Origin of the sequence: Acinetobacter brisouisimilis, assembly GCF_000368265.1 — a bacterium.
Classification (GTDB): Bacteria; Pseudomonadota; Gammaproteobacteria; order Pseudomonadales; family Moraxellaceae; genus Acinetobacter.
In genome coordinates this window covers 157,728-184,417 of sequence record NZ_KB851218.1, presented here as the reverse complement: position 1 = coordinate 184,417, position 26,690 = coordinate 157,728, and the positions used below count along the sequence as shown (strand labels likewise).

The following is a 26,690-nucleotide window of genomic DNA, read 5'->3' as shown; positions in this document are numbered from 1 at the left end:
TTTTAAAAGCTGCTTAAAAACTAATGTTCTGCCAACAGTTTTTGGATTTGAGCATATAAGGTTTCTGCACGAATAGGTTGAGGCAATATCTCGACAATTTCACGAAATAGTTGCCAACTCACTCCATCTTGGCGTGAAAACAAAATACATGGATAACCAAGCTCGTCAGGGGCAAGTTGTAGCCGTTTTTCACCATGCAATACCCGATACTTTTGTCGTTCTTTCATCAGAAGCAATGGTGTTTCTAAATTGGCTTCACTTTCTTCAAAAGGAATAAAACGCTGCGGTAAAATCATTGAGGCTGGAATAAATGGGTACATATATTGCTGCTGCCACAGATTTTTAGCATGTAAATACTCATTGAATAGGAGCTCAATACGGTTATAACTGGCCTGAAACTGAATCCATGAGAGAGTTTTGACGCTGGCTAAGATCGTATCAGTCTGTAAACAATATTGCTGTGCGAGCTGCCCCGCAGTCTGAATATCACGAATGCCTAAAATAGCAATATAACCTAAAAACTGACCGTTTGTGTTGATGTGTTCAGCAACGACTGCCGAAGCATGCTGCATTTCATTGACCCGCTGAGACAAACTAAAGCAGGTGAGGTAGTTTGAAATATGGTCATGACTTTGAAAAATGACTTCAAAACATAACTGGCTAAAACCTTCAATTCGAATCGGGGAGGTTTGGTGAATATTGATTGAATGATCGATTTTTTCTGTAGAAGGCTGTTGAGGAATATCATCGGGTATTTTAACGCTTGGCAACTGCTCGGGCGGTTGCTGTTCTGCCCGAACTGGGGGTTGAATACCCAGACGTTCATTAAACTCATCATCTGTCAGTAAACACTGCAACAGGTTTTGTTGCTGTAGCATCCATTGATAGCCTTCGTTTAGATGCCCTTTCCAGCTACAGTGAATAGCCCCACGTCGTGCTTGTGGAATGAGCCAGACTTGCCATAGTCGCCGTTCCTGATCGTATAAAATTGCCCATCCCATGTTGGGATTCTGATTCAGCGCCTGTAACAGTAAGGAGCGATCATAAAACAACCCCCGATAGCTATTTTTAAATGTGGACAGCTTCAGCAGCTCATTGCTTAAATGTACATGTGCCTCAGAAGGAATATGTGTTCCTTTCGGTGTCCGAAAGGTAATTGGTTTCTCACAGAGTTGAAAAATTTCTTTGAGATGGTGGGTTGCCTGAGCACGCTTAAACAGCGGTAGATGCTGATTGTCAATCATGGCAATAGTTTGATGAATATCTTTAATCAGCAATGCTTTTTCTAATAAATTCATTGTTAATAGCTCACTTGCTAATATAGTTTTTAGCTTTGTTGAGATATTGTGTCAGTATCTGATTCAGGGCTAATTCCAGTATCCGATATTCTTTAGTCTCTTGATCTGTATAGTGGTTTGCAAGTTCGATCAGCTCGTCTAAATTCAGCTGATCATAGCGAACTTTTTCTTGTAAAAATTCTTGTAACTTTAGCATGGGAGCCTGACAAAAAAGCACAGATGGCTTTAATTATAAACAACTTCATTCAGTTTAAAACATATGTTTAATAAAAACATTTTTAGATCGTTAAATAATTGATAACTCATTTATATAATTAATATTTAATATGAATAGTGTGGCATTTTCTGGTTTTAAAAAAGCGCAGATTTACTGCGCTGCTGAAGGTGGTATTTGACATTGCTCATCATCACAACGAGCTGCATCGGTATCCTGTTGAATATGAGTCGCTTGTTGCAGGGCTTGTAAGAAGATTTCGCGCGGCTGAGCGCCTGAAAGTGCGAACTTTTGTTCAAAGACAAAAAACGGTACGCCTGTAATGTTGAGCTGTTCATGTGCAATTTTTTCATCATGACGCACAAATTCGGCAAACTCGTCTGAATCGAGTACATACTCGACTTCGGCATGATCTAGCCCGATACGTGAGGCAATTTCTTCGATGACTTCACGTTCACCAATCGCCAAACCTTCGGTCATGTAGGCATGAAAGAATGCTTCTTTGGCTTGATCGCCCAGACCTTTACTTTGTGCCAGATGAATAATGCGATGCGCATTGAAACTATTGCCTGAATTGGCTTTTTCCCACTGGAAGTCAATGCCTTCACTGGCAGCAAGAGCAGCAACATTGCGTTCCATATCCTGCATTTCGGCAAAACTGCGACCATATTTTTGGGCTAGACGCTCAGTATTGCTCACCGTATGTCTGGCTGGTGCATCTGGGTCGAGTTCAAAACTATGCCAATGAATGTCAAGTTCAATGCCTACTTCTTGTGCGACATGTTCTAAGCGCTTTTTGCCAATATAGCAAAACGGGCAGACCACATCTGACCAAATATCTACACGCATATTCGATTCTCTGATAAATAGACTTTGCATAGTAAAGCTTAGATCGGGGAATGAAAAGCTGTGCCATAACAGCCTGCTGATATTTAAGCGATAACCATAAAAGAACGATATTTATTTTTATCAGCAAGGTCGTAGATTTCCCTCCAGTGAAAAAGGCAGATCCATGGGTGTGTAGACATGAGAGCTTTAAGCAGAAAATTGAAAGCCTTGAGATAGTCGATGGATGAATAAATATATAGATTGATCAACAGCTTCGATTTTTATTCAGATGTTATGGTTTTGTAGAACGCTTGATTTGTGTATCTTATATCTATAAATCTTATTTTTTAAATAAAAATAAATCAATTTTATTGATAATTGGTTTGTTTTAAGATGATCACAAATACTCATAGGATGTTTGTGATGCAACAGCCACAACAGTTGATTCGACATTTCACCCCGAACTGGTTTACGGTCAATATGGGAACCGGAGTCGTCGCGCTACTCTTGAGTGAATCTCCACTGATGACAGCATTTTGTGAGGAATTGGCGCGTATATTGTGGTTGGCAAATATTGTGCTGTTTATCTTATTTGTCGTGTTGTATAGCTTACGTTGGCTTTTTTATTTTCATGAAGCCAAACAGATTTTTCAACATTCAAGTATGGCGTTTTTCTTTGGTGCGATTCCCATGGGATTGGCAACCATTATTAATGGTCTGGTTAAATTCATGCCGCAACATTTGGACTTGGCTGAGTTCTTATGGGGCGTCGATGTCATCTTGGCGGTGACTGTGGCGGTGGGTGTACCTATGCTGATGTTTGTGTATCAGCAGCATCAGTTAAAAACCATGACGGCGATTTGGTTATTACCCATTGTGACGGCAGAAGTGGTGGCAAGCTCTGGAGGTGTTCTGCTCGCACATTTGCCTGCCAGTCCAGCTGCAATGAATTTACTCTTTGGCTGCTATGTTTTATGGGGAATGTCAGTTTTACCCGCATTTGCAGTATTAACGATTTTATTGCTGCGTTTGGCATTGCATCGTCTACCTGAAGCACAAATGGCAATGTCTGTTTGTCTGGCATTGGGACCTATTGGTACAGGTGCGCTGGCATTGCTGCTGTTGGGACAGCAAGCTCCTCGTATTTTGGTAGCTTGTCATTTGGTCGAACTCGGCAATTTGATGCATTATGCTGGCATTTGGATCAGTTTTATTTTGCTGGGCTTTGGGTTGTGGTGGTTCGCTATCGCATTGTTTACGATCTATAAACATAGCCGTACAGCGTTGAGCTTTAATCTGGGATGGTGGGGTCTGACTTTTCCTCTGGGTGTGTTTGATCTGGCGATTTTAAATCTTGCCCAGCAAATCCAGAGTCAGGCTTTGCTCTATATCGGTTTCAGCTTTGCAGGATGTATTGTGCTGTTATGGGCAATGGTGATGGTAAAAACTATACAAGGCGTTTATCGGGGTTCATTGTTTTTTTCACCATGTTTAATGTCAATGCTTGAAAAAGCATGATCTAATGCTGAAATAAAATACAAGAAACCAGAACTGATCATGTTTATACAAGCAACACAACAGCATATTCCAGACATTGTTGAGCTGGTAAATCTATCTTACCGCTCACAAGATATGCGTGGTTGGACATCAGAAGCCGATGTAGTTGAAGGAGATCGGATCTCTACTCAACAGCTTCAGGATTTATTTATTGCTGACTCTAAAATCCTGTTGTGGTTTGATGCTGCTGCACTGATTGCCTGTGTGCATGTGCAGAAACATAAAGATCAGGCCTATATTGGTATGTTGACTACACATCCACAGTGGCAAAATCAAGGGTTGGGTAAACAAGTGTTGCAGTTTGCAGAAGATTTTGCGCAGGCAAATTTTGCGGTTACAGGTTTTAAAATGTCGGTGCTGTCTTGTCGTACCGAGTTAATCGAGTTTTATTTGCGTCGGGGTTATGTGCTGACAGGTGAAACTGAAGATTATCCAATTGATGCGAATGTGGGGCAGCCGTTATTTGAGGATATTCGGCTGTTGCATTTGGTGAAGAATATATAAATATAGATAAATTGGCTGATAGAATGTTAATTATTTAAAAGATAAGATTTCATACATAAGATTTTTTTGATCATAAGATAAAATATTTAGCTAAGAATTCGGATTAAGGGGATAATTATGGATAAAGCTAAGCTTAATTTAGGAAAATATAATTATGTGTTTTTTATTTTCTTGATTCTTTTGTTTATTACTGCAAATATTCCTCAAGTAGATCAAAATTTATCAAATTTTATTTTAAGTGAATACAGAACTATATTGATTCTGTTAGCTTTAGTCAGCTTATCTTTTATTTTGCTTGAGGTTTTTCAAGATAAAATTCAGTTAGTAAAGGAAGAAAGAAAGCAAATCAAGCAAAGCCAACAGTTGAAGGATCAGTTGAAGTCCCTCAACTATGATGAAAAATATATATTGTCATTGTTTATGAGTGAGCAAAAAACTGAGAAGGCATTAAATGCAACCAATCCGAATGTGGTTTGGTTAGAGAATATGAAATTTATTATTAATACACTCAAAACCGAGGAGAATAAAAAAGTCTTTAGGATAGATCCTGTAGTCATGAATGAGTTAAGAAAAAACCCAAACTTATTATATTAAAAAATCCCCGCACTGAGCGGGGATTTTCTTTCAAGCTTAAATCAAATACGCTCAATAATAGTTGCAATACCCTGACCTAAACCAATACACATAGTCGCTAGACCGATTTGGGTATCTTTTTGCTCCATGACATTGAGCAAGGTCGTGGTAATACGCGCGCCTGAACAACCAAGCGGGTGACCAAGTGCAATTGCACCGCCGTTGAGATTGACGATATCCTGTTTCTCATACAAACCTAAGCCTTTGAGTACTGACAAACCTTGAGCAGCAAAGGCTTCATTTAGTTCAATGGTTTGAATGTCAGATATACTTAAGCCTGCACGCTTTAAGGCTTTTTGTGTCGCAGGTACAGGGCCATAACCCATAATTGCCGCATCACAACCTGCTACTGCCATTGAGCGAATCACGGCACGTGGTTTGAGACTTAAATCTTTGGCACGTTCAGCAGACATGAGTAACATGGCAGATGCACCATCAGACAGTGCTGATGAGGTTGCCGCGGTCACTGTACCGCCTTTCGGGTCAAATGCAGGACGAAGTGCTTGGAACGCAGCCAAGTTCGCATCTGCACGAATCACTTCATCGACATCGCAGAAGATTTTAAAACCATCAGCATTATGACCTTCAACGCCAACAATCTCATTTTTAAAGCGACCTTCTTGAGTTGCTGCCCAAGCACGTTTATGTGATTCAACCCCAAAAGCGTCTTGTTCTTCACGGCTAATACCATTCATGCGACCCAGCATTTCTGCAGTCAAGCCCATCATATTTGAGGCTTTGGCATAGTGTTTAGACGCTTCAGGATTGAGGTCAACGCCATGCATCATGTTGACATGACCCATGTGTTCCACACCACCAATAATGAAGATTTCACCTTGATGTGTGGCGATTTGAGCTGCTGCGGTATGAATCGCCTGCATCGATGAACCGCACAAACGGTTGATGGTTTGACCTGCAACGGTTTTTGGTAAACCTGCCAGCAAGCTGGCATTACGGGCAATGTTCCAGCCTTGTTCAAGAGTCTGATTCACACAGCCCCAAAGCACATCTTCAACTTCATTTACGTCAAAGCTGTTACGTGCCACCAAAGCACGAATCAGGGCAGCAGATAGATGCTCGGCACGTACATTGCGGAACATTCCGTTTTTGGATTTGCCCATGGCGGTACGTACGCCATCAACAATCACAACGTCACGTGGATTTAAAGTAGTCATTCACGCTGCTCCTTAACCGTAAAATTTCTTGTTGTTTTCAGCCATGTCACGCAGCAATTGCGGTGCTTCATAGGCTTTGCCCAAATGTGCATAGGTGTTGCACAGTGCTACGTATTCAGCGACGCCAGTCTGGTCGATATAACGGCATGGTCCACCACGGAAGGCAGGGAAACCAATACCCATGATCATCGCCATGTCTGCTTCATGTGGTGTAGCAACAATTTTGTCTTCTAGGCAACGAACCGTTTCATTGCATAGCGCCAACATCATACGGTCAATGATTTCCTGAGGGTCAAACTCGCGTTTCTCACCTGTGACCACAGCGGCGATCAGCTCATAGGTTGTCGCATCAACTATTTTGGCTTTTTTGCCTTTCTTGTCGAGTTCGTATTTGTAGAAACCGACATCATTTTTCTGACCGAGGCGTTTTGCTTCATATAAAGTTTCGATTGAACCTTTGAAGTCTGGTTTCATACGGTCAGGGAAACCTTCCGCCATGACCTCAGCTCCGTGTACGCCTGTATCAATACCGACCACGTCCATGAGGTAAGCAGGGCCCATCGGCCAGCCAAATTTTTCCATGACTTTGTCGATTTGCTGGAAGTCTGCACCGTCTTTAAGCAACAGATCGAATGCACCGAAGTAAGGGAACAGAACGCGGTTAACCAAGAAGCCTGGACAGTCATTGACGACAATCGGGGTTTTACCCATTTTCTGAGCCAACACAACTGTCGTTGCAATCGCTTCTTCAGAGGTGTGTTCGCCACGAATTACTTCTACCAGTGGCATCATATGCACAGGGTTAAAGAAGTGCATGCCGACAAAATTTTCAGGGCGTTTTAGCGCTTTGGCCAAACGGGTAATGGAAATAGTCGATGTGTTGGATGCAAGAATGGTGTTGTCACGCACTTTGCTTTCGGCATCGGCAAGAACCATTTCTTTGACTTTTGGATTTTCAGTCACGGCTTCAATAATGATGTCGACTTCTTTAAATTCGTCATAGCTTAAAGATGGACGGATACGGGTCAGGGTTTCGCCCATTTTTGCCGCAGTTAATTTGCCACGTTCGACTTGTTTGGTGAGTAATTTGTTGGCTTCAGACATTCCCAATGCGAGTTGTGGATTGCCAATGTCTTTCATAATAATTGGCGTGCCTTTACTTGCAGCCTGATAGGCAATACCACCACCCATGATCCCTGCACCTAAAACTGCAGCTTGGTTGATCGGATGTGCACCTTTCTCATGTTTTTTCGAGGCTTTTTTCACAACCTGATCATTGATGAATAAACCAATCAAGGCTTCTGCCTGTGGCGTCACCGCAGCTTTGGCAAAGCCTTGCGCTTCGATTTTGACGGCTTCATCACGAGTGAGTGTTGCACCTGCTTGTAGTGAGTCCAGCATCAGTTTTGGTGCTGGGTACTGGGCAGGGTTGGCTTTAGACAGCACCGCAGCTTTGGCGGTGGTAAATGCCATCATTTGTTCAATTTGATTGAGTTTGACTGGATCAAGTTTTTCCTGACGTTTGGCTTTCCAGTCCAGACGTCCAGCAATCGCTTGTTTCACCAAATCAATCGCGGCGACAACGACTTTGTCATCGGCAACTACAGCATCAACTGCACCATCTTTGAGTGCAGCATCCGGTTTTTTAGGGACAGCCATAGCGATCCATTCAACCGCATTGTCAATCCCGATGATACGGCTTAAACGAACTGTGCCACCAAAGCCAGGGAAGAGACCAAGTTTGATTTCAGGTAAGCCAACTTGTGCCGATTGTGCCATCACGCGGTAGTCACACACCAGACACATTTCAAAACCGCCACCCAAAGCCATGCCATTAATGGCAACCACTTTCGGGATATTCAAATCTTCGAAGCTGTTAAACACTTGATGAATGCTTACCAGCCAGTCCTGAATTACTTGCTCACCTTGAGCAAAATTTTCCCCAAATTCAGTAATGTCTGCACCGACAATAAATGTCGATTTGGCAGAGGTTACCACTAAGCCTTGAATTTCAGGATGCGCCTGTACCGCAGCAATTGCGGCTTGGAAGTCATCAATGGTGGCTTTATTGAATTTATTAACCGACTCACCGAGTAAGTCAAAGCGGAATTCTGCAATTCCGTCCTGTAGCATTTGGACGGTAATGGCATTGCCAGCGTGGATCATGCCCTGATCTCCTTTATTTTGGAGGACTTGTACGTTGATGTTATTGGGTTATGGTGCAAAGCACGCATCTGGAGTGCTTTTCATCTTACGATAACTCTAAACAAAAAATATGCTTGGAGTTGTATCAAGCCGTGACGCAATGGTCACTGATTTTTTGCATCAAAAGCGAACTGGGCAGTTTTTTTGTTGGATATCCATACCTGAAATACAGGTTTCTAGAATTTATCATGATGTAAATCATGTGCTTGAAAAATATCGTCTGGGAATTTGGAAAAATTTATAAAAATGTATTTTTTGTCATTTGAGTCAATTCTATAAACCTCCTACAAGGAGGGTGCATACAAAATTGCACAGCGCTTTCATTTGAATACACGACTCACCAGAAAATACCGACAAGCAAATTCCGATGGGTGTTTAGGGCTGCACACTTAAGTCACGTAAAGAAGTATTATTCAACAATAACCAAGAATATGTTGGTATAAATCGTTATGAAAGAAGCATAATCATTGCGTGATTGATCAATCTACCCAATAATCAACGAAAATTATTTTGCCTGAATTTATAAAAATCAAAGTTAGAATTATTTTTAAACATTCCTCTAAGAATAGCCTTTTCTCTAGTAAGTTTTTATTTTTTTGGTAAAATTTCACAACATGATAATCAGTTGCTTTTTTTAGGCTGATCGAATCATTGATTAATTCTGAGTAATACTATGATTAAATGGATTATTTTAGCGATTTTTGTGATATCAGCACTGTATATCCAATATCGCGGCAAAGTGCGTCATTCGTTTTATCGTCAGTTTTTTGACCATTCAACCTTGCTCGCACCGATTAATTTTTTAATGTATGCCTTTTCGAAAGTACCCAATCAGCCGTATATCGAAACGCAATACTTTAAAGATCTGAAAGTCCTCGATGAAAACTGGGAAATGATTCGTGATGAAGCCAAAGCACTGTATTCGCGTGGCGGCATTAAAGCAGCAGATACCTATAATGATTTAGGCTTTAACTCTTTTTTTAAAACAGGTTGGAAGCGTTTTTATCTAAAATGGTATGATTCTGCACATCCTTCAGCAGCAGAGCTTTGCCCAAAAACCACAGCTTTGTTGAAAACACTGCCGAGCATTAAAGCTGCAATGTTTACTGAACTCGCGCCAAACAGCCGTCTGGTTCGTCACCGTGACCCTTATGCTGGTTCATTGCGTTACCATTTAGGTTTAATGACTCCGAATGATGATCGTTGTTTTATTGATGTCGATGGGCAACGGTATTCTTGGCGTGATGGGCAAAGCGTCGTATTTGATGAAACTTATATTCACTATGCTGAAAATAGCACAGAGCAGAACCGCATCATCTTTTTTGCCGATGTTGAACGCCCCCTCAAAAGCCGTTTGATGGAAAAATTTAACCACTGGTTTGGTAAAAATGTCATGACTGCGGCAAGCTCACCGAATGATACAAATGATCAAACAGGCGGATTAAATAAAGCCTTTGCTTATGTGTATCAGATTCGTTTAAAAGCCAAAGCGTTGAAAAAAACCAATCGTCAGTTGTACTACGTTTTAAAATGGGTACTGATGCTCGGTATTTTCTTCCTGATCTTTATTCGTCCGTACGTGTTTAAATAAAAAAATGTGATTTAAAACGCCCAATAATGGGCGTTTTTTTATGCATAAAAAATATTATTTTTCATTGTCTAAAAATAAATATTCCATAAAATTGGAATAAATTCATCAAAAAACAATGGTAGGAAAAATACAAATGAAAACCAAACAACTTGCGGTTTTATTGGGGGCATTGGGGCTGAGTGTGCTGGGACATGCTACCACATGGTTTGCGGGTTCAGAGCATCGCGGTAATGTGAATATCCGCATTTCAGGCGGTGCAGGCGTGACATGGAACTGTAATGGTCGTGAATGTCAAATGTCTGGTCCTTGGGGCAATGATTTATCGCTAGAGTCTTGTCAGAATTTGGCGGCACAAGTGGGTGAGCTACGTTATTATGGAAACTCGGCGGGACGCATGTGGTCAGCGGGTTCACCTGCTTTGAATCAGTGTAATCAGGCAGCCAGTCGCCCAAGCAACCGTGGCGAAACTGTATGGTATGCTGCAAGTCATTATCGGGGTAAAGTTCAAACTCAAATTTCAGGTGGTGCACCTGTTGTTTGGGATTGCAATGGGCACGAATGTAGTATGTCTGGTCCTTGGGGCAATGATTTATCTATTGATTCTTGCCGTAATTTGGCAGCGAAAGTCGGGCGTATCAGTAGCTATAGCAATTCGGCAGGTGCAGAGTGGCACAGTGGTTCACGAGAGCTTGCGAGTTGTAATGCAGCAGCACGTTAAATCATTTTATTCTTGAAATCTGCGGGTTCAGGCGCTACATACTGTCATAACTGTTTTGATTGCTGAGCCAGCCGTGAACCCAAACGCCCGCGAACACATTGAGCAACTGCTTGCCAAAATGACCCAATTGCCAGGGGTTTATAAAATGCTAGGCAAGGACGGCGAGTTGCTCTACGTGGGCAAAGCTAAAAATCTGAAAAATCGGGTGTCGAGTTACTTTGTCAAAACCATTGAACATCCGAAAACTCAGGCTTTGGTTGCACGCATTTATGATATTGAAACGCTGGTGGTGCGCTCTGAAACCGAGGCATTATTGCTTGAACAAAACCTGATTAAGCTACATCGCCCGCCGTATAACATCATGCTGCGGGACGATAAATCCTATGTTTATATTTTTATTTCAGCCGATCAGCCTTATCCACGGATTGCCAGTGGACGCGGCAAGGGCAAACATCAGATTGGTAAATTTTTTGGGCCTTATCCGAGTGCTTATGCTGCACGCGACACTTTATTGATTTTGCAAAAATTGTTTAATGTGCGGCAGTGTGAAAACAGTTATTTTTCTCAGCGCAAACGCCCTTGTTTGCAGTATCAAATTAAACGTTGTACCGCGCCGTGTGTCGGACTGATTTCTCCTGAAGATTATGCACAAGATGTGCAAAACTCGATTCGCTTTTTGCAGGGTGACACGAAAGAATTAAATCAAGAACTGATTCAAAATATGGAAGCAGCGGCCGCACAGTTAGAATTTGAAAAAGCCGTGTTTTATCGTGACCGATTGGCATTGCTGCGTGAAGTTTCAGTGCAGCAAGCCGTGTATAAAATCAAGGGCGAAGCCGATATTCTGGCGATTGCGCAGCAGGCAGGCGTGATCTGCGTACAGATCATGTATGTACGCAATGGACGGATGCTCGGAGGGAAAAGCTATTTCCCCGATATGCTGAGTGATGACCTCGGGCAAATGCTCAGTGATTTTATAGCCAATTTTTACTTTCAGGTTGCCGATGAAATTCCACAGGAATTGATTGTGAATACGGATCTGCCTGATCGTGGTGAGCTGGAGCAGGCACTTAGCCAGCAGTTCCAGAAAAAAATTCAGATTAAGCCGAATGTACGGGAAACTCGTGCCGAGTGGTTGGAACTGGCACAAATGAATGTGCAACATGCGATTCAGGGACAACTGAATCAGCATCAGGAATTACACGAGCGTTTTTATCAGTTAGAGCAGATTTTAGAGCGCCCAATCGACCGTATTGAATGTTTTGATATTAGTCATACCATGGGCGAAGCCACCATTGCCTCCTGTGTGGTGTTCGATCAGGGTGGAGCACGTAAACGCGACTACCGCCAGTTTGCAATTGAAGATATTCAGGCAGGAGATGACTATGCTGCCATGCGCCAAGCTTTGACCCGCCGTTATAAAAAAGCGCCTTTGCCTGACTTACTCTTGATTGATGGTGGTAAAGGTCAGTTGCACATGGCGATGCAGGTCATGCAAGACTTGGGACTGGAAGCATTTATGCTTGGTGTGTCCAAAGGCGAAGGACGTAAACCGGGACTGGAAACTTTACACTTTACCGATGGACGTAAAATCCAGCTGGCAGAAGATCATAAAGCATTGCATTTGATCCAGCAGGTACGTGACGAAGCACACCGTTTTGCGATTACCAAGCACCGCGCCAAACGTGATAAACGCCGGGCAGGTTCTGTCTTAGAAGTGATTCCGGGGCTTGGACCTAAGCGCCGCCGTGATTTGTTGACGCATTTTGGTGGGATACAAGGGGTGCTGAAAGCCTCGGAAAAAGAACTGACACTGGTTCCTGGACTTGGAGAGATCATGGCACGCACGATTTATCAGGTACTGCATGAGTGATGGGCATGAATTTGCTGTTATTGAGGATAGGGTTTGGTCGATGAATCTTTTGCCTTGCTGTATCGGCTTTATAGTCGACACATCTGTGCATTTCGTATAAAGTGTGACTGTATTGATCAGTCAAAAATACGTTTAAAAATCACTCTATGCGGACTTTGCAAGGGCTATATTGGCGGTGGCTATGACAACAGGGCGAATCCTGAATATTCCAAATATTCTCACCATTGCACGAATTGTGCTCATTCCCGTATTTTTACTTGTGGCTTACTGGCCTCCTGCAATTGGTGTCGAAGGACATACAGGGAGCTTCTCGCGCCACATTCTGCTGACTTCCATTTTTGTCTTAGCAGCAGTTACTGACTGGTTTGATGGTTATTTAGCGCGTGCTTTAAATCAGACCTCGGCATTTGGACGTTTCCTTGACCCTGTTGCGGATAAGTTGATGGTGGCAGCAGCGTTGGTAGTCTTGGTACAGTGGAAACCGACCATTATTATGGCATTTGCGGGGATTGTGATTATTTCACGTGAAATTACAGTTTCTGCACTGCGTGAGTGGATGGCTGAACTTGGTGCGCGTACCAGTGTTGCAGTGTCCACCGTTGGTAAATACAAAACAGCTTTTCAAATGATCGCGATTAGTGTGTTCTTGCTGAACTGGCAGCCACTCGATACCTTTGCTTATATCCTGTTGTATACCGCCGTGATTTTGACACTTTGGTCGATGTTTATTTACCTCAAGGCGGCGTGGCCGTATTTAAAACAGCCTTGAGAGCCAAAGCCCTGTATGTTCAGGGCTTTTTTGTGCCTGTTTTTTGGTGGGAGTATTTGCTGAAATAGCGTGTATGGAAAAAATAGATAAATGATTTATAAAGTAAAATTTTATAAAAATAATCCTTATTAAAAAACTTGGCTTTATGCAAGAGTTGTTAGCAATAAAACTGTATAACATTACAGATGCTGACAACTGTGTTGATAAAAACTACCTTTTTTTAAAAAGACCTCTGTCAAGATGCTTGCGGCACGTGAAGTTTTCCTTCAAGGATTAGGGATGATGTGTTGTCAAACAAGGAAGATAAGGAATAACAAATAACGAGCTGTCTTATTCTTTCATTTTAGACGGTTATTTATGAAAACAATGTTTTTAGATCGGAAGTTTTATCCGAGCGATTTGATGTCAGGTTTAGTGGTGTTTCTGGTGGCATTGCCGTTGTGTTTGGGGATTGCCCATGCATCGGGAGCGCCGTTATTGTCAGGTGTGATTGCAGGTGTAATCGGCGGGATTGTGGTCGGTGCATTGAGTGGTTCACAGATTAGTGTTTCAGGTCCTGCAGCGGGTTTAACTGCGATTATTTTGACACAGCTCATCGCGCTGGATGGTCATTATTCGGCATTTTTGCTGTGCGTGATTTTGGCAGGTCTGCTACAAATGGTCTTTGGCTGTTTAAAGCTGGGCAGCTTTGCCAATTTTGTCCCAACCAATGTGATCTTAGGTTTGTTGGTGGCAATTGGTTTAATTCTCATGATCAATCAGTTACCGAACCTGTTTGGTTTGCATATGGCAACGATCAAACAGTTGGGTCTGCAAAATTTCCCTCAGGTTTTGCAACATATTGATGTGGGGGCAGCCGTGATTGGTGTACTGTCTGTCGCATTGATTTTGTTATGGGATCAAACACCTTTAAAGAAGTTGCAGTTGCCATCGGCACTGGTTGCGGTGGTATTTGCAGGCGTTCTGAACTGGTTGTTGATTCAGACTGGTTCAAGTTTTGCGGTAGGTGATCAGCATTTGATTGATTTACCGAGTTTGTTTTCTTCGGAAGAGAAAATTTTTTATTTCCCAGATTTTTCTTACTGGAATAACCCGCAAATTTATGTGGGAGCAGTCACGCTTGCTGTTGTTGCATCGTTGGAAACTTTGCTGAATCTGGAAGCTGCCGACAAGATGGATCCGCAAAAGCGTAGTTCGCCGCCAAACCGTGAATTGCTGGCGCAGGGGATTGGTAATACGCTATCGGGTTTTGTTGGTGGGATGCCTGTCACATCGGTGATTGTACGAAGTTCCGTCAATGCGACCAGTGGTTCCAAATCCAAAGTATCGACCATTTTTCACGGCATTTTGCTGATTATTGCGATTGTGTTTTTAACGCCTTTGCTGAATGTTGTGCCACTGTCGGCATTGGCAGCAATTCTGTTACTTACAGGTTATAAACTGGCACAGCCGAAGCTGTTTATCCAGTTGTACCAGAAGGGCTGGAAGCAGTTTCTACCGTTTATTGTGACCATTGTTGCAATTATGCTGACCGATTTGCTGATCGGGATCATGATTGGTTTAGTGTTGAGCGCACTATTTATTTTGCATAGCAATATGCATAGTGGTGTCAAAGTGATTCATGAAAAGCATTTGCATGGCAATTTAACCCGTATTGAACTCGCGCAAAATGTCAGCTTTTTAAACCGCGCTACGTTATTGTCTGTACTCAACAAAATCAAGCGCCATGAAACGGTGGTGATTGATGCCAGTAATACCGTGTATATTGATCCTGATTTGTATCAGGTGATTCATGAGTTTCAGCAGGATAAAGCCACACAACAGCAGATTGACCTGAAGCTGATTGGCTTTCAGGCACATTATCCCGAGTTGCGTGAAGATGATGTGATTGATGTCGATGTCAGTACCCGTGAGCTGCAGCAACAATTGACCCCTGAACTGATTTTGCAAAAACTCAAAGATGGCAATCAACGCTTTGTTTCGCAGCAGCGGTTACAACATAATATTACCCGACAAATCCAGATTACCGCCAAATATGGACAGCATCCGATTGCTGCAGTGTTAGGTTGTATGGATTCGCGTGCCCCAACCGAAATGTTGTTTGATGTTGGTGTGGGTGATCTGTTTAGTTTACGGATCGCTGGGAATATTGCAGGGGAGAAAGTGCTCGGTTCACTGGAATTTGCTTGTAAAAGTAAAGGTTCTCGCCTGATCGTGGTTCTTGGGCATACAGACTGCGGTGCAGTCACGGCAGCATGTCAGATGTATCAGCAGCAACTTGATGTGAGTCAGGCTCAAGATACACCCAACATTCAATATGTGCTGAAACCGATTATGTCGGCTATTGATACGGTCAAAAACCGAATGGCGAATGATCCGAACGTGCGCAGTTTTATTGATGAAGTGACCATGATGAATGTCAAAAACAACATGGCGTATATTCTCAAACATAGCAATGTGCTACGTGAGATGGTCGAGAAGGGTGAAGTTGGAATTGTTGGCGCGATTTACGATGTAAAAACTGGGCAAGTCAATTTTCTAGAGTAACCACCAGATCTTGTTTGATACAAGCAAGGCGGATGTTTATCCGCCTTGTGATTTTTAAAAAGTGAATTAGTCGGGATGTGACTGCTGTTCAACCTGTTCGGCAAGGCTTAAATATTTTTTCTCAATCTCTGTAGCATGTTCTTTCAACGTCTGAATGATTTTTTCCAGATTGACGTATTCAAAACGGTTTTTTGAACCGACAACTGTTAGGGCAACAGGTGCAATTTTGCTGGAATATTTAATCGGTACGGACAAGCTTGAATAGAGCGGATTGACTTCACCTTGAGAAAAATAATAACCCTGCTTTTTAATTTTACGCATGTGCTGAATGAACTGGCTTTCATCCTGAGCAAAACCGACTTTGGCAAGTTGTGCGGAATAATGCTCGTAGAAATTGTGCAAGCCTTGCTTGTTCATGTGTGCCACAATAATTTTGGGTGATGCTCCCATATAGACAGGGCGCGGGCTACCCCGACCATACGACACCAGTAAGTTGCCTTGAAAAGACTCATCATGAATGTCGATACAGTAATCATGGTTTAGGAAAGTGAGTAGGCAACTGAGTTCGGTATGCTCAACAATATCTTTCATATACGGAATACTGACTTGAACCAATGGATCAGTCGTGCGCGAAATATAGTCCAGTACCGCAATTTTCGGTCCAAGTGTATAGTCGCCTGAAGTACCGCTAATGCGTTGCAATAAATCCGCTGACACCAGCTCTTTTAAGTACCGATAGCTTGTCGGTCGGGATAAACCGAGTTCCTGACTAATAATATCGACATTGATGACGTGTCGAGAAATCGAGAATAAATCTAAAACGGTTAAAATTTTACCAAAGCTCGTAACAGCCATAGAGAATAGATTTCCCAAAAATAAAGGTGGCAAAGTCGTTATATTTTATAAAACGGTACATCTTTTCGCATAAAAAAAACATAAGATGTTTGTATAAAATAACATAAATTATCAAATTAAGATATTAGTGTTGACGAATATGTTTTTTTTTGAAAAAATCGGCAAACCAAATATCGAATGAAGACGTTAAATTGCATCTTCTTTGCATTAAACGAATTCAACTCTTTGCTTTCTTGCACCTCAAACAGGCAAGAAAACCTCCGACCAAATACAGCGCCTGTAGACAAGCCTATGGGTTAAGTATGCTATGGCATTGTGACAAATCATAGATTTGCTGTTTGTTGAGCAAATGTTAGAACATTATTGTCTTTAATTTGAGCAAAGAGTGATACATCATCAAAATCTAACCGAGTATTCGAGAGATATACATGTTGCTCTATAAACAGTTGTTGGCGTTTCGTCCTTCAAAAATGGATTTTATCTTTGCGGTAAAAACCTTTATTGCGGGCATGTTGGCACTGTATCTCGCCTTTTGTTTAGATTTGACCTATCCCATGTGGGCCATCGGCACCGTGATGATTATTGTCAATCCATATTCAGGTATGGTGTCGTCCAAAGCGATTTACCGTTTATTGGGTACCGCCGCAGGGGCGGTGGTCGCAACGCTGATTACACCTCATTTGATCAATACGCCATTTTTGTTTATGTCAGTCTTGGCCGCTTGGGTGGGCTTCTGTTTATATATCTCTTTACTAGACCGCACACCACGTAGTTATGTTTTCATGCTGGCAGGTTATACCACCGCCATGATTGTATGTAACTCGATTAATAGTATCGAAACCGTGAGTGTCTTTGATATGGCACTGGGACGCGTACTTGAAATTTCGCTGGCGGTGGTTTGTACTGCGGTGGTCTTTGCCACGATTTTCCCTATGCATCTGGGGCCAGCCATTCAGCAGCGTGTCGATAAAACCTTAAATGATACTCGCCAGATTTTTCAGAAAATTTTAACTGAGCATATTGCTGACAATAACTATAACCAGCTGCTCGGTGCAATCACCAGTGATATTGCCGATATACATGCTTTGGCAGCACACTTGGCCTATGAAAAAGGTGAACTGCAAGGCATGACCAAACCGATTCAGGAGTTACTGCATCAGGTCACCATGATTGTTTCCAATTTGACAGCGACAGCAGAACGGATTCGCCAGCTCAATGCCATCGATGCGCATTATCAGCAAGGCGTATTGACCCTGCATCAACATATTCGAGTATTTATTCAAAGTAAAACAGAGGTTCAAGAATCTGATTTAACGGCATTACCTGCTGAATTTGAACAGGATTTTCAACATCTGCATCAGCTGGCACGCCCAGAACAACAGATCATACTTGATGGTCTGAAAATGGATATTCGCCATCTGATTCAAAATGTTTTTACAGTGAAACTCATTTGGCGATTGATTCAACGTGGTGACAAGCACATTCCTGAATCAATCGCGACATTGACCACCAGTTATCCAAGTTTGCATCGCGATCATGGTATGGCACTGCGTGGGGCGCTTGCAGCGATGGTGGCAATTCTTGTGTCGTTTTCGTTGTGGGTGTATAGCGGCTGGAGTGCAGGTTACATGATGGCACAGCTGGCAGCAGTTTCAGCGTGTATTTTAACTGCAATGGATAACCCTGTTCCTGCTCTGAAACTGTTTATTCGTGGCAGTATTTATGCCGGAATTTTAACAGTGATTTATATCTTGGGCATTATGCCTGAGGTCAAGGAATTCTGGGAGTTAGGCTTAGTTCTTGCACCAGTCCTGATTTTCTTTGTGATGCTCTATCCACATCCACCGTTGGCGGGTTTGGCATTGCCGACCATGGTGACGTTCATCATGAGTTTGAATTTGCAAAACCGTTATAGTATTGACCCCGTAAAGTCCTTTGAAGGTTGCTTGGGTAGTGTAGCAGGCCCTATTATTGCGGTACTGGCCGTGTATTTTATTCGAGCCATTTCTCCCGAACAAAGTGCCAGCCGAATTTTATCCCACCACTATAAAGCCATGCGCGAAGCATTGTACTTGCCTTATGGAGTTGAATTCCGAATTCATTTACGCAGTATGCTAGATCGAATAGGCGTACTGAATACCAAGCTGGTGCAGTCTCCTGACTTAAAGCAAGCCATGAATTTGGCCCTGATTGAAACCAGCGCAATTGTAGATTTAAGCCGCTTGGATGAGCTGGCTAATCGGGCAGAAATGCCTACAGAATTGAAAACAGCGATTGGTGAATTGCAAAGCATATTAGACGATGCTTTTCGCAATCAGGAAAAGCAGTTGCATTTGGCAGAAGATATTCTTGCGCAGGTCATACAGAAGATTACACAGTTAGAACAACAACTTCAGCAAGAAACGCCAGCCGATATTGAACAGCGGTTACGCATTAGTCTTAACAATATCCGCAGCAGTATTTTTCATATTTCAACCACGCAGGCAGGGGCATAAGCATGGGTGAATTTAATCTATATGGTGTTTTTGTGCCGAGTCTGCTGATTCAGGCACTGCTAGCATATATTGTTTTTATGTTACTGAGTAAATGGACAGATCGCCTGATTCAACGTGACTGGGTTGCCTTTCCAGGCATATTTAACCTGAGTTTGTATATGGTTTGTCTATTGCTGACACACTGGGTTTTTGCTCAGTTTTCGTATTAATTTTAGGTGATGAACGTTTAGGATAAAGTTATGAATTCGTTTGATGCACGTAAAGTCGTTCGACCTATCGTGACACTGGTGACATTGCTCATCGCAATTTATGCCGCGGTGCATTTGTGGGATTACTACAATGCTGAGCCATGGACACGTGATGGTCGTGTACGTGGTGATGTGATTCAGGTGTCTTCCGATGTTTCTGGGTTAGTGACGGATGTACTGGTACAAGATAACCAGACGGTGAAGAAAGGTCAGGTCTTGTTCAAAATTGACGTTGCGCGTCAGCAACTGGATGTTGAGCAAGCACGCGCCGATCTGGCTAAAGCTAAAGCAGGTCTGGCACAAATGCAGGCCAATTTGCTGCAAGCCAATGCAAATTTGGTGAAATCACAAGCCAATACCCATCTGGCAGAAAAAAATGCGGTGCGTTATTCCAGTTTAATGGATGGTGCGGTGTCCAAACAGGAACAGGATCAAATGTTCGCGACCCGTGATCAGTCGCATGCCGAAGAAGGTCAGCTCAAAGCGGCGATTGAAGAAGCTAAAGCCAATATTCAGCAGCAAAAAGCAGCGGTTGATGTTGCTCAAAGTACATTAAATCTGGCAGCCTTGAATTTGCACCGCTCTCAAGTGGTTGCGCCAGCAGATGGAACCTTGTCGAATTTTAGTTTACGTGCAGGCAGTTATATCAAAGTGGGTGACAATGTTGCTGCATTGATTGACCGTAAACAATTGTATGTGGTGGGTTATTTTGAAGAAACTAAACTCAATCGTATTCATTTGGGCGATCATGCCACAATTCAGTTGATGGGTGATTCACAAAAAATTAAAGCACATGTGCAAGGGGTCGCTTCAGGGATTGATGATCGTGAGCGTTCAACCAGTTCGAATTTGCTGGCAAATGTAAACCCAACCTTTACTTGGGTGCGTTTGGCACAGCGTGTACCTGTAAAATTCATTTTAGATGAAGAGCCAAAAAATACATTGGCATTTGTAGCGGGGCGTACTGCAACGATTCACATTTTAGAGAATAAGCCTGCCAAAAAATAAGCTAGTCTTTGGGCACATCACCTAAACTTTGACTTTGTCTTATTTTCCCAATAAAAAAACCTGCATTAAATTGCAGGTTTTTTTATGTCTTGAACTTTGAGTTTTAGGGGGTGATCCCTTCGGGTTCACGATACCAGCTTTCCAGTAATAACCCTGCTGCAAGGCTATCAGCAGCCACGCGTTTGGCACGCCCCTGACGCTGAAAGGCACTGAGTTCTTCACGGGCTTCACGTGTGGTCAAACGTTCATCCAGCATCCATGTCGTAATGTTGGTTTGATGGCGCAAGCGGCGGGCAAATTTGCGTGCGCGCATGGACAAATCAGACTCTGAATCATCCATATTTAAAGGAAGTCCCACCAGAAATACATCTGGCTGCCATTGCTTGACCAGTTTTAGCAACTCATCCCAGTTGGGAATACCGTCTTTCATGGGAAAAAGAGGGAGGGGATTCACGTTCTGAATGGCCGACTGACCCACGGCAATGCCCATTTTTTGTGTGCCGAAGTCAAATGCCATAAGGGTTTGCATTGTTTCAGGCATGACCAATCTCGGAGGCAAGCCAGTTACGATCAATGCCGATTTTTTTATAGGCGGCATCCCAACGCTCAGGATACGGCAAGTTAAAAATCAGATCCATATCTGCATCGCACATCAGCCAGTCACCGCGGGCGATTTCTTCTTCAAGCTGGTTTTTAGTCCAACTGGCATAGCCCAATGCAATCTGATAACGTCCAACGCCTTCATTGTGAGCAATCGCATCTAAAATATCTTTGCTGGTGGTAATACACAGATTTTCACCAACCGCAATTGACGAATGCCAGACGGGCTGTCCTGTATGTAAAACAAAGCCTGCCTCAGGGCGTAGTGGTCCGCCTTGTAGCACTTCGTGCGGTTGTACATTGTCTGCGTCAATTTCCAAGTCATTGAGTAACTCTTTAACCTGAATCCCTGCAGGGCGATTAATAATAATTCCCTGTGCACCATCGGCATCGTGACGTGCCAAATAAATCACGGTGTTGGCAAAAAAATCATCTGCCATATCAGGGGGAGCAATGAGACAACGATGCGTCAAATATTGTTTGCTCACCTAAGCCGTTCTCCTAAAATCTAGTTGTTCAATGTTATATTGAGACCTTTTATCAACATACAAGAGTAAATCGCTTTCGCCAATAGTTTTTTACTCAGGATTTTTCGATCTTGGTGTGTTGAAATTTCAATTGGCGTAACTGCTTGGCATGTTGCAAAGTAGTGTCATTGATTTCAACCCCACCTGTCATACGTGCCAGCTCCTGAATACGCTGCTCTTCGTTCAGGGCAAAAATGGTGCTGCTGGCAGGGTCGCTTTGCTGTTTTTGAACCAGTAAATGATGATCGGACTGTGCAGCAACCTGCGCTTGATGCGTAATACACAGAATTTGCACATGTTGTGCCAGATCTGAAAGTAAACGCCCAACAATTTCGGCTGTACCACCGCTGATCCCGACATCAATCTCATCGAAAACCAAAACTTCAGCATCGGTTTTTTCAGCGTTCATGACTTGCATGACCAAGGCAATTCGTGACAATTCACCACCTGAGGCCACACGAGCCAGTGGCTGTGCTGGAATGCCTTTGTTGGCGGTAAATAGCAGTTGAATGAAACTTAGCCCCTCAGCATTGGGTTGTTCCAGCGGTTCAAACTTAAATTCAAAATAGGCTTCGGGTAATGCCAATGGTTTGACTTGCTCAGTGAGCAACTTGGCAAGTGGTACTGCGGCCTCACGACGTTGCTGATCGAGTTGTTCGGCAAAAGCCATAAATTCCTGTTCGGTTTGCTTCACCTGTTCGGCAAGGGTTTCAGGGTCATCCAGTTGTTGTAGTTGCTCCAGTTCCTGCTGCCATGTGGCATATGCAGTATGTAACTCATCGGGCTGGGTGCGGTATTTACGCGCCAAACGGTGAAAGATCTCAAGCTGCTGATTGAGCTGTTCCATGCGTTCAGGGTCAAAACTTTGACGGTCAATAAACTGGCGCAGGTTTGCCGTGGCATCTTCGAGTTCACTTTGTGCGTTGACGAGCGCCGTATAAATATTGGAGAGTTGCTCACTGCGTCCGACGTGACTTTCAAAGCGGCGTACTACACTTGCCAGTTCCTGAGTCAGGTTTTGCTCAGCTTCATCAAGTACATTTAAACCATAAGCACAGTCCTGCATGATGTGTTCATGATGGCTGAGTCGATCAAATTCCTGCTCAATTTCAGCATAGTTGTACTGCAAGGTATCTTCGAGTTCTTCAAGTTGCAGCTCAAGGGTGGCAATGCGTTGCAGGCGAGTGGCTTGCGCATGTAAGGCATGCTCATGCTGACGAATGGCTTTTTGCCATACGCTGTAGGCGTCGCGTACTGTTTGGGCAGGTTCAGCAAAGTTGCTATAACGGTCGAGCCACTGTTTTGGATAAGGCGGTTCGAGCAGTTGTTGCTGACTATGCTGACTGTAGAGCTGAACCAGCAAACGCCCGAGATCTTTAAGTTCTGCAAGGCTACTTGGACGACCATTAATCCATGCCTTACTGCGTCCTGTGGCAAAGATCACCCGACGTAGATGAATCTCGCCAGATTCATCAGCCAGTTCATGTGTCGCCAGCCACTGTGCTTCGGCAGAATGTTCCGCATAGCTAAAAATGGCAGTGACATCGGCTTTATCTGTGCCATAACGTACCATATGGCTGTCTGTACGTTCCCCAAGACAGACAGAAAGTGCATCGAGTAGCAGGGATTTACCCGCACCCGTTTCTCCCGTGAGGACATGAAAGCCTGCTTCAATATCCAAGGCTAAATGACCAGCCAAAGCAAAGTTAATCAGAGTTAAGTGAGTCAACATATATGGACGCATCCAGACTGCGAGAAATGATGTTTGAAATAAATGAGGTTTTAAGTCATAACGGCTTCATCTTTGACAACGATCATACAAAACATCTTGGCACTGTAAACAAGATTTTTATATCAATCTGCAATTCGTACAGTAAAACAGCCAGTTTGGTACAGGATTTGCTGATTTAACCTGAGTTCAAGATGAAGTGTATAGAAAGAATAGGATGTGCCGAAACCCCTATGCTCTGTTTGAGATCAGGACTATATTGTTAAGGTATTGTTTATCAATGTATTAAAAAGGTGATAGCTTCTGACAGAGTGTGCAAGAGGGTTGCCTTTGTGCAGCAATGCTGTTCATTTTGAAAGCCTTGTGAAGTTGTGCTTCTCAGATCGAACAGCAGGGAATAACCCTGAGATAGGAGTCAAAACAGTAAAACTTAGTCATCATGATTTATTTGTTTTCAATATGTTGAGTAAAAATTTTCACATAAATCTATGTTAATTGACATTAAAATCAGATGGTGATTGATTCAAACTGCAGCCCTATTTAAACTAGATCCACTTTATTTACAATAAATGCACATTATTTGGAGAATATGCATGTCTGCTCAGTATGATCATGTTTCGGTCGTAAAAAAATCAAATGTTTATTTTGGTGGTTTATGTATCAGCCATACGGTTCAATTTGAAGATGGCACTAAAAAAACACTTGGTGTCATTCTACCAACAGAACAGCCACTTACATTTGAAACGCATGTTCCTGAACGTATGGAAATTATTTCAGGTGAATGTCGCGTAAAAATTGCAGACAGTGAAACTAGCGAGCTGTTCCGCGCAGGGCAATCATTTTATGTGCCAGGCAACAGCAAATTCAAAATTGAAACTGACGATGTACTGGACTATGTTTGCCACCTAGAAGGTTAAGCAAATCACGGTAAAATCCGTTAAACTATGCTCATCATCAATCCTGTAAAGTTGGCTTTGCAGGATTTTATTTTTTTATTTGTATCGTTTTTGAGGTCACCCGTTCATGGCAAAACCAGAATACTATTATGGCGTACATTCAGTGGAATCACTGTTGGAACTTGAGCCAGAACGGGTACTGACTTTATTTACCCTCAAAGGGCGTGATGATCAGCGCTTGCAGCGTATTTTGCAGTTGGCTGAGCCGTTTGGTATCAGTGTGCAAAAAGCCAGTCGTGACAGTTTGGAAAAGCTGGCAGGTTTACCGTTTCACCAAGGCGTGGTCGCCGCTGTACGTCCACATCCAACCTTAAATGAAAAAGACCTTGATGATTTGCTTGAGCAAAACCCAGATGCCTTGCTTTTAGCACTCGATCAAGTGACTGACCCACATAATTTGGGCGCATGTATTCGTACCGCTGCCGCAATGGGCGTGCAGGCGGTGATTGTCCCGCGTGACCGTTCTGCAAGTTTAACGCCAACGGCACGTAAGGTTGCTGCAGGTGGGGCAGAAAAAGTGGCGTTTATTCAAGTGACTAATCTGGCACGTACCTTGGCACATATCAAAGACCAGCATCATATGCGTGTGGTTGGCACCATGCTGGATGAAAAAGCACTGCCAATTCAAAAATTTGATTTTACTGGCGCAGTAACGATTGTCATGGGGGCAGAAGATACGGGTTTACGCCCGATTACCCAAAGCCAGTGTGATCAAACGGTTTATATTCCAATGGCAGGTAATCTACAAAGTTTAAATGTCAGTGTGGCGGCTGGTATGGCACTCTATGAAGCTTGCCGTCAGCGTAATCTCGTTTAAGTCAACTTTGAGCCGATAATGACTTCACGTACCCAAGGGTATTTATTTGTTGCCATTACCATGTTGATTTGGGGTGGTTTCACTATCTTTTCCCGACTCAATGCAGGCTGGCATATCAGTGCATGGGATATTTGTGCACTAAGGTTTACCATCGGTTTTACGGTTTTAATGCCGATTTTAATCTGGCGCCGTGAAACCGCATTTTTGTGGAAAAAAGAGCCCTTTATCTTAGGGTTACTCGGTGGGGTTGCATACTGTTTGACGTCGTATTCGGCGTTTCATTATGTGCCTGCAGCTCATGCTGCGATTTTCCTCAATGGCTGTATTCCATTATGTACCGCAGTTGCTGCTTATCTATTATTTAAGCAACCTTTTGATAAACATACCTGGATCAGTCTGATCATTATGCTGGGTGCAATTTCAGTCATGAGTGTCATGATGTATGAGCAGACGCATGTTGCCCTGAATATTGGTGATGGCTTATTTTTCCTGTCTGCCATTTGGTGGGGTATTTTTACCGTATTGCTGAAACACTGGAAATTATCCGCTTGGCAATCCATGAGTGGTGTGGCAATTTGGTCGGCACTGATTTATTTACCAATTTATATCCTGTTTTTGCCAAAACATTTTCAGGAAGCCAGCCTGATGCATTTAGCTATTCAAGGCTTCTTTCATGGCATTTTGGTTGTGATCGTTGCAACCTTGAGCTATGTTGCGGCCATTGAGCGTTTAGGCGCATTTAAAACAGGGAGTATCGTGACGCTTGCCCCGTTTATGGCAGCGCTTGTCGCCGTGCCACTTTTGGGTGAACCCTTAAATACTGCAATGATTTTTGGGTTGGTTGGTATGGGTGTGGGTGCGTTACAGCCTTGGCGCTGGTTTAACCGTAAAGACCCATTGCAACAGCAATTGAATGCACAGAAAAAAACAGCCTCACATTGAGGCTGTTTTTTTTGCATAGTTTAAATATTGCTGATGCAAGGGTTCGAGCTGTGCGTATAAATGTACAAGCTCTCCATCATTGACCACAATATCATCGGCACGTTGTTGTTTTTCTTCACGCGGCATTTGATGTGACATAATGGTTTGAATATGCTGATGCGAAATTTGATCGCGCTGAGTGGCTCGGTGTAATTGTAAATGTTCGGGTGTGTCAATCAGTAGATTACGCTGTGTCAGATGGGTTTGCCCTGTTTCGAATAATAGGGGCGATACTAAAATCACATAAGGACTTGCAGCAGTTTGTAGTTGCTGAATGATGCTTTGCCGAATCATGGGATGTGTAATATTTTCTAGCGTCTTTTTGGCTTCAGGATGCTGAAAGATATATTCGCGTAAAGCACGGCGATTCAGTTCACCGTTCTCCAGAATGACCCAGTCACCGAATTGCTGCTGGATGTGTAGCAGCGCAGGCTGTCCAACCTGTACCACCTCACGTGCAACTACATCGGCATCCACCACTTGAATCCCTTGTTTAGTAAACCAGTCGCTGGCAACTGTTTTGCCACTACCAATACCGCCTGTGAGACCAATCACATACATC

24 protein-coding genes and 1 pseudogene are annotated in these 26,690 nt (G+C 43.0%); 15 read left to right on the top strand and 10 right to left on the bottom strand.

From position 1 onward, the window contains the following. Nucleotides 1-20 precede the first annotated feature (20 nt). The 3 genes from F975_RS02215 to F975_RS02205 all read right to left on the bottom strand — a co-directional run bounded on the left by F975_RS02215 (nt 21) and on the right by F975_RS02205 (nt 2,361). The gene (locus tag F975_RS02215; protein ID WP_004749869.1) at nt 21-1,298 is read right to left on the bottom strand and encodes a hypothetical protein; all 1,278 of its coding nucleotides are present in this window, start codon (nt 1,296-1,298) and stop codon (nt 21-23) included. A gap of 10 nt (nt 1,299-1,308) precedes the next feature. Continuing rightward, the gene (locus F975_RS02210) at nt 1,309-1,494 is read right to left on the bottom strand and encodes a hypothetical protein (RefSeq protein WP_004749868.1); all 186 of its coding nucleotides are present in this window, start codon (nt 1,492-1,494) and stop codon (nt 1,309-1,311) included. 171 nt (nt 1,495-1,665) lie between these two features. Next, nucleotides 1,666-2,361: a DsbA family oxidoreductase gene (locus F975_RS02205; RefSeq protein ID WP_004749867.1), complete on the bottom strand. Its 696-nt coding sequence runs from the start codon at nt 2,359-2,361 to the stop codon at nt 1,666-1,668. Nucleotides 2,362-2,763: 402 nt separating this feature from the next. Between F975_RS02205 and F975_RS02200 the strand changes: the two genes are divergently transcribed. The 3 genes from F975_RS02200 (at nt 2,764) to F975_RS02190 (ending at nt 4,995) form a co-directional block, all read left to right on the top strand. Beyond that, entirely contained in the window at nt 2,764-3,858 is a 1,095-nt protein-coding gene (locus F975_RS02200; protein ID WP_004749866.1) for an SLAC1 family transporter, read from the top strand. Between the two features lie 39 nt (nt 3,859-3,897). Further along, a complete protein-coding gene (locus tag F975_RS02195; protein ID WP_004749865.1) occupies nt 3,898-4,401 on the top strand; it encodes a GNAT family N-acetyltransferase in 504 nt (167 codons plus the stop codon). A gap of 117 nt (nt 4,402-4,518) precedes the next feature. After that, complete coding sequence (locus F975_RS02190) at nt 4,519-4,995, top strand: super-infection exclusion protein B (protein ID WP_004749864.1); 477 nt, start codon at nt 4,519-4,521, stop codon at nt 4,993-4,995. Nucleotides 4,996-5,036: 41 nt separating this feature from the next. Here F975_RS02190 and fadA read toward each other — a convergent pair whose 3' ends face one another. After that, nucleotides 5,037-6,209 (bottom strand): acetyl-CoA C-acyltransferase FadA, encoded by a 1,173-nt coding sequence (gene fadA, locus F975_RS02185; RefSeq protein ID WP_004749863.1) that lies wholly within the window; start codon nt 6,207-6,209, stop codon nt 5,037-5,039. Between the two features lie 12 nt (nt 6,210-6,221). Further along, on the bottom strand, nt 6,222-8,375 hold the full coding sequence (fadB, locus tag F975_RS02180; protein ID WP_004749862.1) for a fatty acid oxidation complex subunit alpha FadB: 2,154 nt from the start codon (nt 8,373-8,375) through the stop codon (nt 6,222-6,224). A 712-nt stretch (nt 8,376-9,087) separates the two neighbouring features. On the opposite strand from fadB, the gene lpxO reads away from it, so the two are divergent. The 6 genes and pseudogenes from lpxO (at nt 9,088) to F975_RS02155 (ending at nt 15,912) form a co-directional block, all read left to right on the top strand. Further along, nucleotides 9,088-10,005, top strand: a complete 918-nt coding sequence (gene lpxO / locus F975_RS02175; protein ID WP_004749860.1) for a lipid A hydroxylase LpxO — start codon at nt 9,088-9,090, stop codon at nt 10,003-10,005. 115 nt (nt 10,006-10,120) lie between these two features. After that, nucleotides 10,121-10,426, top strand: a pseudogene (locus F975_RS16215) (DUF8200 family protein); the annotation flags it as partial. Further along, nucleotides 10,400-10,723, top strand: a complete 324-nt coding sequence (locus tag F975_RS15790) for a DUF8200 family protein (RefSeq protein WP_416201876.1) — start codon at nt 10,400-10,402, stop codon at nt 10,721-10,723. The pseudogene F975_RS16215 and the gene F975_RS15790, both read left to right, overlap by 27 nt. Nucleotides 10,724-10,796: 73 nt before the next feature. Beyond that, nucleotides 10,797-12,596 (top strand): excinuclease ABC subunit UvrC, encoded by a 1,800-nt coding sequence (gene uvrC, locus F975_RS02165; RefSeq protein ID WP_004749858.1) that lies wholly within the window; start codon nt 10,797-10,799, stop codon nt 12,594-12,596. Between the two features lie 181 nt (nt 12,597-12,777). After that, a complete protein-coding gene (pgsA, locus tag F975_RS02160; RefSeq protein WP_004749857.1) occupies nt 12,778-13,365 on the top strand; it encodes a CDP-diacylglycerol--glycerol-3-phosphate 3-phosphatidyltransferase in 588 nt (195 codons plus the stop codon). A 357-nt stretch (nt 13,366-13,722) separates the two neighbouring features. Beyond that, nucleotides 13,723-15,912 carry a solute carrier family 23 protein gene (locus F975_RS02155; RefSeq protein WP_034425590.1) on the top strand — a complete coding sequence of 730 codons (2,190 nt, stop codon included), beginning with the start codon at nt 13,723-13,725 and terminating at the stop codon, nt 15,910-15,912. A 66-nt stretch (nt 15,913-15,978) separates the two neighbouring features. On the opposite strand, the gene F975_RS02150 is transcribed toward F975_RS02155, so the two are convergent. Next, complete coding sequence (locus F975_RS02150; RefSeq protein WP_004749855.1) at nt 15,979-16,767, bottom strand: IclR family transcriptional regulator; 789 nt, start codon at nt 16,765-16,767, stop codon at nt 15,979-15,981. A gap of 428 nt (nt 16,768-17,195) precedes the next feature. Between F975_RS02150 and F975_RS02145 the strand changes: the two genes are divergently transcribed. Genes F975_RS02145 through F975_RS02135 form a run of 3 tightly spaced genes read left to right on the top strand, consistent with a single transcriptional unit; the run spans nt 17,196 to nt 20,518 of the window. Next, a complete protein-coding gene (locus F975_RS02145) occupies nt 17,196-19,262 on the top strand; it encodes an FUSC family protein (protein ID WP_004749854.1) in 2,067 nt (688 codons plus the stop codon). A gap of 2 nt (nt 19,263-19,264) precedes the next feature. Beyond that, nucleotides 19,265-19,471: a DUF1656 domain-containing protein gene (locus F975_RS02140; protein WP_004749852.1), complete on the top strand. Its 207-nt coding sequence runs from the start codon at nt 19,265-19,267 to the stop codon at nt 19,469-19,471. Between the two features lie 30 nt (nt 19,472-19,501). After that, on the top strand, nt 19,502-20,518 hold the full coding sequence (locus F975_RS02135; protein ID WP_004749851.1) for an HlyD family secretion protein: 1,017 nt from the start codon (nt 19,502-19,504) through the stop codon (nt 20,516-20,518). A 103-nt stretch (nt 20,519-20,621) separates the two neighbouring features. On the opposite strand, the gene ruvX is transcribed toward F975_RS02135, so the two are convergent. The 3 genes from ruvX to recN all read right to left on the bottom strand — a co-directional run bounded on the left by ruvX (nt 20,622) and on the right by recN (nt 23,377). Continuing rightward, nucleotides 20,622-21,059 (bottom strand): Holliday junction resolvase RuvX, encoded by a 438-nt coding sequence (ruvX, locus tag F975_RS02130; RefSeq protein ID WP_004749850.1) that lies wholly within the window; start codon nt 21,057-21,059, stop codon nt 20,622-20,624. Beyond that, entirely contained in the window at nt 21,052-21,606 is a 555-nt protein-coding gene (locus F975_RS02125; RefSeq protein ID WP_004749849.1) for a YqgE/AlgH family protein, read from the bottom strand. The genes ruvX and F975_RS02125 overlap by 8 nt, the downstream gene beginning before the upstream one ends. Before the next feature lie 94 nt (nt 21,607-21,700). Continuing rightward, the gene (gene recN, locus F975_RS02120) at nt 21,701-23,377 is read right to left on the bottom strand and encodes a DNA repair protein RecN (RefSeq protein ID WP_004749848.1); all 1,677 of its coding nucleotides are present in this window, start codon (nt 23,375-23,377) and stop codon (nt 21,701-21,703) included. Nucleotides 23,378-23,967: 590 nt separating this feature from the next. Here recN and ppnP point away from each other — a divergent pair. The 3 genes from ppnP (at nt 23,968) to F975_RS02105 (ending at nt 26,089) form a co-directional block, all read left to right on the top strand. Beyond that, entirely contained in the window at nt 23,968-24,291 is a 324-nt protein-coding gene (gene ppnP / locus F975_RS02115; RefSeq protein WP_004749847.1) for a pyrimidine/purine nucleoside phosphorylase, read from the top strand. 106 nt (nt 24,292-24,397) lie between these two features. After that, on the top strand, nt 24,398-25,147 hold the full coding sequence (gene rlmB, locus F975_RS02110; protein WP_004749846.1) for a 23S rRNA (guanosine(2251)-2'-O)-methyltransferase RlmB: 750 nt from the start codon (nt 24,398-24,400) through the stop codon (nt 25,145-25,147). Between the two features lie 18 nt (nt 25,148-25,165). Beyond that, entirely contained in the window at nt 25,166-26,089 is a 924-nt protein-coding gene (locus F975_RS02105) for a DMT family transporter (protein ID WP_004749845.1), read from the top strand. On the opposite strand, the gene coaE is transcribed toward F975_RS02105, so the two are convergent. Next, nucleotides 26,081-26,689 (bottom strand): dephospho-CoA kinase, encoded by a 609-nt coding sequence (gene coaE / locus F975_RS02100; protein WP_004749844.1) that lies wholly within the window; start codon nt 26,687-26,689, stop codon nt 26,081-26,083. The genes F975_RS02105 and coaE overlap by 9 nt on opposite strands. Nucleotide 26,690 lies beyond the last annotated feature (1 nt).